Origin of the sequence: Vibrio sp. V08_P9A1T1 (assembly GCF_963874405.1) — a bacterium.
In the GTDB taxonomy this organism is placed as follows: Bacteria; Pseudomonadota; Gammaproteobacteria; order Enterobacterales; family Vibrionaceae; genus Vibrio; species Vibrio anguillarum.
Genome location: NZ_CAWNIB010000077.1, coordinates 24,783 through 31,680 on the forward strand (window position 1 = coordinate 24,783; position 6,898 = coordinate 31,680).

At 46.8% G+C, this 6,898-nt stretch carries 5 protein-coding genes; 3 read left to right on the forward strand and 2 right to left on the reverse strand.

Features of this window, described 5'->3' with window-relative positions; all coding sequences use genetic code 11:
- Positions 1–95: 95 nt before the first annotated feature.
- A complete protein-coding gene (locus tag AACT21_RS04155; protein ID WP_094164148.1) occupies positions 96–2,537 on the reverse strand; it encodes an ABC transporter permease in 2,442 nt (813 codons plus the stop codon).
- Positions 2,537–3,211 carry an ABC transporter ATP-binding protein gene (locus tag AACT21_RS04160; protein ID WP_013867953.1) on the reverse strand — a complete coding sequence of 225 codons (675 nt, stop codon included), beginning with the start codon at positions 3,209–3,211 and terminating at the stop codon, positions 2,537–2,539. The genes AACT21_RS04155 and AACT21_RS04160 overlap by 1 nt, the downstream gene beginning before the upstream one ends.
- Between AACT21_RS04160 and tesA the strand changes: the two genes are divergently transcribed.
- The 3 genes from tesA to AACT21_RS04175 all read left to right on the forward strand — a co-directional run.
- Positions 3,210–3,812, forward strand: a complete 603-nt coding sequence (gene tesA, locus AACT21_RS04165) for a multifunctional acyl-CoA thioesterase I/protease I/lysophospholipase L1 (protein WP_094164149.1) — start codon at positions 3,210–3,212, stop codon at positions 3,810–3,812. The two genes, AACT21_RS04160 and tesA, sit on opposite strands and share 2 nt — an antisense overlap.
- Positions 3,813–3,893: 81 nt before the next feature.
- Positions 3,894–5,093: an enoyl-ACP reductase FabV gene (gene fabV, locus AACT21_RS04170; protein WP_017043170.1), complete on the forward strand. Its 1,200-nt coding sequence runs from the start codon at positions 3,894–3,896 to the stop codon at positions 5,091–5,093.
- 200 nt (positions 5,094–5,293) lie between these two features.
- Positions 5,294–6,898, forward strand: a 1,605-nt coding sequence (locus tag AACT21_RS04175; protein WP_094164150.1) for a sensor domain-containing diguanylate cyclase, incomplete at its 3' end; no start/stop codon positions are given.

Consider the following 6,898-nt stretch of genomic DNA (forward strand, 5'->3'; position numbering starts at 1 on the left):
GGCTAAGCGCAAATAGGCCGTTATCAAGCCGTCGAGTTATCCCAAACTTTATCCACTGTTTTTGTGGATAACTCCGTCTGGGATTATGGATACCGCTAGTTAAAGTCTTTATTTATAGGGGTTAACAGCCGCTTAATTAAACTACTCACGACCAGCGATAATGTGCAAAACGTCGCCAAGGGTAGCACCAACCACATGCTGTAATGCGCCATAGGTTCTAGTTCAAAACCGAACTTCATGACGCTGGCCACCACCGCGTCAGAGCCAAGGCTTGCGACGACTCCGGCAATGAGCGCCATCAAACCGTATTCAGCCCAAATAGTTTGCTCGACGCGGCGCTTGCTGGCCCCTAAAGTGCGGTATAAGCGAATTTCTTGTTGCCTCTGGCTTAAACTTAAACGCAGCAGAGTAAAAATCAGCAAAATACCAGCAATCACGCCCATTGCGGCCAGCACTGTCACTGACCAGATAATTTGCGTCAGCAAAGTTTGAATTTTATCGCCCATTGCCCGGATATCCATCAAACTGACCGTAGGGTAAGTGCGAGCAAGGGTGGCAAGCAAAGCGTTATCTTGATCTTGCGCTCTGAAACTCACCAGCCACGTGGCAGGGATCTCCTGCAATAAGTCTGGGGTAAAAATGAAATAGAAGTTAGGCTTCATTTCTCGCCACTCGACTTGGCGAATGGAATTTACTTTCGCTTCCACGGTTTGGCTATTGATCACAAACCCTAAACTATCTCCCAGTTCCAGCCCCAAATCACGAGCAACGTCGGATTCAACCGAAACTCCACCTTGCTCTGTCCACACTCCTGCCGTCAGTTGGTTGTTGCTGGGTAGCGATTCTCCCCAAGTGAAATTGAGCTCTCGCCTCAACGCATCACTCCCCTCTTCACCTTGAGCTTGTTGCTTGGCCTCTATGCCATTAATAGTCGATAAACGCCCTCGGATGATCGGATAGGCTTGCGAACGCACAATGTTGGCGCTGTCTAACGTGTTAAGGTAATCATTAACTTCATTTGGTGAAATGTTGAGTGCAAATGCGTTATGAGCATCGCTGGGTAAGGTTCGCTGCCAATCAGAGAGTAAATCGGTACGCACTAACCAGATGATCGCCAATAACATTAACGATAGTCCTAACGCGCCGAACTGGACTCCGGTCGTGATTGCCGAACGATTGATTCGGCTGAGCGCTAATTTAAGCGCGGTAGAGAGCGGAAGACGTCCTAAACTACGAGCCACCAAAACACTGACCACAGCAAGCACTGCAAAAAGCGTCACTATCCCAGCCAACACAATCCACACTAAGAGATTATTCCAATAAACCCACAGCATCGGCACCAACGGAATCAAGATGAGCAACCCATTACGGCGATGATTCGGTTTCGCTCGCTCTGTTTGCATGACATTGAGCGCACTGGTATCTAGCAAATGCAGTAAAGGAATACCGAGTGCAGGAAAAGCGATCAATACACTCGCTATCAGCGCAATAAAAGCGGGTTTAGCGCCATAACTCGGTAAAGGCGTAGGCAATAAATCCACCAGCGGCACGCGTAATAAAGACTCTAGGCCAATGCCGATCAATACCCCAAGCACCGCAGCAGAAACAAACAAAATCACCACTTGTACGATCAACCATTGGCGGATCCAACGTTTGCTCGCTCCAAGGCTTTTTAACATGGCGATGGTTTTTTGCCGCGTAGAAACATAGTGCTGACAAGTCAGGACTAATGTGGTTGCCGCCATGATGATCACAATCGCTACGGTTAACGACAAATATTGCTCTGTGCGTTCAAAAACCTCATTCGTTCGGCTGGCGCTATCTCGGTCGCGCCAACGATCGCTAGGCGTTAAAGTAACGGGCTGTTTTACTGCTTCAATCTGTCCATCATCACCATTAATGAACACGCTAAATTGCACTCGGCTCCCCAATTGAAGTGCACCAGTACGAGCCACATCGTCTTGGTGGATCAACACCGCGGGCATCTGTTGAAACGGATTAAAGCTGAGTCCCGGCTCCTCAAGGATGCGTCCCGAGACCGTAAAGTCGGCATCGCCCAGCGTGACCTGATCACCAATTTGAACGTCTAATTGCGCAAATACTCGTTCATCTAACCACAGTTGATTCGGCGCAAGGTGCTGAAATGTCGTCACATCATCAGAAAGACGCATTTCACCGCGTAGCGGATAAGCACTATCCACTGCTTTGACAGTGACTAACTGCATACCGCGCTCACTGAATGCCATTGTCGCGTAACGTGTAAGTAGTGAAGACGGCAATTGCAAGCGCTCGATCTGATCGAGCAATGACGCTGGGGGTGGGTTTGCGGAAACAAACACACTATCGGCAGTGAGTGCGTCTTTACCTTGTTTAACAATCACTTGCTCCATACGCTCAGCTAAGGCAGTCAGCGCAAAAATACAAGCAATGATCAAGGTTAGCGCCACTGAAATAGGCCACAACTGTCCGTGGCGGATTTCACCTAAGCTCCAGCGAATTAATCGTTTATTGAGTGAACGGCTCGACATCTCGCTCATTACCGCTCCTCCAACATACCAGCTTGCATGTGGAAAATACGGTCACATTGAGCCGCAAGAGCGGGATCATGGGTAACCAGCACTAAGGTCGTTCCGTGCTGCTTATTTAATTCAAACAATAATGAAACCACTTTTGCCGCGGTTTCTTGATCAAGGTTGCCAGTAGGCTCATCGGCAAACAGCACTTTCGGATTGATCATAAAGGCTCTTGCTAGCGCGACTCGTTGCTGCTCGCCCCCTGAAAGTTGTGCAGGAGAGTGATGCATTCGATGCGATAAACCAACGGCCGTCAACAAGGATTTAGCACGATCCACATCCTCTTTTTCGCCTTTTAACAAACAAGGTAGCGTCACGTTCTCTAACGCAGACAAGCTTGGGATCAGCAAAAAGCTTTGAAACACAAAGCCAACAGATTGACTGCGGATCGCCGCACGTCCTTCATCGTCCAGTTGAGACAATGGCTGACCCAATAGCTCTACCTCTCCGCGTGTCGGCGTATCAAGCCCAGCCAACAGCGTCATCAGGGTTGATTTCCCCGCACCAGACGTTCCGACTATCGCCACGCTTTCACCACTTTTGATCTCTAGGTTTACCTCTTTTAGGATTGTTAAATGCTCTTGATTGGTAGAGACTGTTTTAGATAATGAATGTGCTCTAATAACGGATGTTTGCATGACTCGACTTCTTTCCTTGATTTGTATTTTATTATTCTCGGCTAGCGCTAGTAGTACCACACTCTTGATATTGGGTGATAGTTTAAGCGCCGGTTACCAAATGCCGATTGAAAACGCTTGGCCTAGCTTGCTACCTAATGCGTTGCAAGCTGAAGGTAAATCAGACATTGATGTCATTAATGCCAGTATTTCTGGCGATACAACGGGCAATGGCCTAGCCCGCTTACCGCCACTACTCACCCTGCATACCCCTGATGCGGTGCTTATTGAGCTTGGTGCGAACGACGGATTGCGTGGCTTTCCACCTCAATTGATCAGCAGCAATTTAACCGCCATCATTGGCCAAATAAAAAAAGCAGGCTCAACCCCTCTTTTGATGCAGATCCGCATTCCACCAAACTATGGCAAACGCTACAGCGATGCCTTTTATAGCCTCTATTCTGAGCTTAGCCTCCAACACACTGTGCCGTTACTGCCCTTTTTCTTAGAGCAAGTGATCATTAAACCCGAGTGGATGATGGCTGATGGCTTACATCCGACGGTCGACGCTCAGCCGTGGATCGCCAATTTTGTTGCGCAACATTTAGCAGAGCATCTCTGATTTTAATGCCTCAGCTCAATGAACTTTACCTAGTTTTACGATATTTTTTAGACCATTCCCCTAACCGCAAAGGTACAAACTATGCACATTGAACCTGTGATCAAAGGTGTGGTCGCTCGCTCTGCTCATCCACTCGGATGCGAACAAGCTGTGTTACAACAGATTAATTACGTAAAATCTTGCAGACCGATCACTCACGGGCCAAAACGAGTTCTCATTTTAGGCGCATCTTCAGGCTTTGGGCTCGCCGCCCGCATTGCCCTGACCTTTGGTGGTTCAGAAGCCGATACGATTGGCGTTTCCTTTGAAAAAACGCCATCAGAAAAAGGGGTTGGTAGTGCTGGTTGGTACAACAATCTCTTTTTTAAACAACAGGCCGAGCAAGCGGGTCGAGTCGCCGTCAATATCGATGGGGATGTTTTTTCACCATCAGTACGCGAGCAAGTGATTGAAGCGATAGAGACCTATTTTGAAGGGGAAGTCGATTTAGTCATTTACAGTATCGCCAGCGGCATGAGACCAAAACCCAATTCAGATCAGTATTGGCGCTCCGCCATCAAACCGATTGGTGAGGCCGTTTCTGGTGCGACGATATTACTAGAAAACGATACGTGGGTAGAAACCACCATTGCCCCTGCAAATGACGAAGAGATCGAAAGTACACTGAAGGTGATGGGTGGCGAGGATTGGGAAAACTGGATAGATACGCTGATCAACACTGAATCGATTGCACAAGGGTGTAAAACAATTGCTTTTTCATACATCGGCCCTCAGATTACTCACCCCATTTATCTTGACGGTACACTTGGACGCGCCAAAATTGATTTGCACCAAACCAGCCACTCTCTCAACCTAAAATTGTCTAACTATGGCGGCGGGGCTTACGCAACTGTTTGCAAAGCTTTAGTCACGAAGGCGAGCGTGTTCATTCCCAATTTAAGCCCTTACATTGTCGCATTGTATAAGGTGATGAAAGAAAAAGAGACGCACGAAGGATGTATCGAGCAGATGCAGCGTCTGTTTAGCGAAAAACTCTCTAGCAAAGGCAAAGTACCCGTTGATGGCGAACGACTGATCCGTATGGATGATTGGGAGCTCAACCCAGATACTCAGCAAAAAGTGGCCGATTTACTGGAGAAAATGGATCAGTACAACTTTAAGCAACTAGGTGATTACAAGGGCTTTAAGCGAGAATTCATGCAGCTCAATGGCTTCGACTTTGATTGTGTTGATTATGCTCAAGAAATTAATATCGACCATTATATCAAGCAAGCCGATTAACTCCTTCCGTATCATTTACGAGACACAGCTAACTATCTCAATGCCCCAATATTTTATTGGGGCTTTTTTTTGTTACATTGGCGGCGCGTTCTTATTCTTAATACCATACTATGGTCATAGGAGCGGATCTTGTCATCGTCAGTCTAGAGCAATGAATGCTCGGCTTTTTTAAGCTTTGTTGTCCAAAGGAATTTGATAATATGTCGAAAATAAAGACACATGAGATGCTCATCCCCTCTTCAATGATGGATGGATGGCAACGCATTGTGAATTTACTCGCTGAAATTTTAAACGTCCCGAGCGCATTGATCATGCGTGCTAGCCAGCAAAAACTCGAAATATTCTGTAAAAATACCAACGTCGACAACCCCTATCAAACCGGACATAAAGAACCCTTAGGACAAGGTCTGTACTGTGAAACTGTGATGCAAACACAGCAGGAACTATTGGTCCCGAATGCTTTAGCCGATAAAAAATGGATGCATAATCCAGATGTACCACTGGGCATGATTGCCTATTGTGGCATCCCATTAAAGTGGCCGAATGGTGATATATTTGGCACCATTTGCGTACTCGATAACAAGGAGAACCATTTTGGCCCCACCTATCGGCAGTTACTGGAGAGTTTTCGCGATACCATTGAATCCCAGCTCACCACCTTATACCAACAGGTAAGACTTCAGCAGCTCAATGATGAGCTTCAGCTTCGCGTCGATAACCGAACACAAGATCTTGCTGATCTCAACTACTCGCTCACGCAAGAAATCGATAAACGCCGCGCCGCAGAACAACAGATTCAATATCAAAAGTGGCATGACATCAGCACAGGTTTTTTAAATCGCAACGCACTTGAACTGGAGCTCAAAAATAGCCTTTTACAAGCAACAAAGCAGCACACCGAAGTTGCCGCCATTCATATTGGTTTCACTAATGCTCGTCATATTCAATCTCACTTTGGCTACCGAGCATGGGATCAAGTCATCGCTCGATATCGTGAGCGACTAGGACGCTGCGATAAAATTGAAATATTGACCGCTCGACCCACGTCGACAGATTTAGTCTTGATCGTCAAAACAAAACTATTAGCGCGTCACTTGGAAAAGTTGTGCCATAAATTGGTCGAAATCGGTCATTCTGAATTTAAGCTCGATGACCATAATGTTCATCTTCATTCCTATATTGGTATTGCAACGAGTTTAGACACTGACAATGCTATAGAACTGCTCAAACAAGCTTCTGCTGCCATGGTCTCTTGCAAAGATTCCGGTCATAAGTTTTGCTATCACTCGCAAGTGTTCAGTGACTCACTCCGGCAAATCAACCAATTAGAAAGCTACTTATTACGAGCAGTGCGCAACGATGAGCTCATGCTCTATTTTCAACCTAAGGTCTCTCCAACCACTCATCGCTGGACGGGGGCAGAAGCGCTACTACGTTGGCGGCATCCCGTATTGGGCGATATATCCAATGAAACCTTAATTCACATGGCCGAACAAAATGGACTGATTTTTGAAGTGGGTAACTTTGTCCTGCGATCGGCCATCGAAAAAACGAGCCAATGGGCAAAACAGGTCGATAATTTCAAAATGGCTATTAACGTTTCAGCCGTCCAATTGAAGAATGCCCAATTCGCAGACCAAGTTCGTGAACTACTGAACACCTACCAACTTCCAGCTCGGTACTTAGAGTTGGAAGTAACAGAAAGCTGTTTGATTGCGGATGAAGTGGTGGCTCGCAACACACTGCGAATTCTACACCAACTAGGTGTGACGTTGTCACTTGATGATTTCGGCACGGGCTACGCC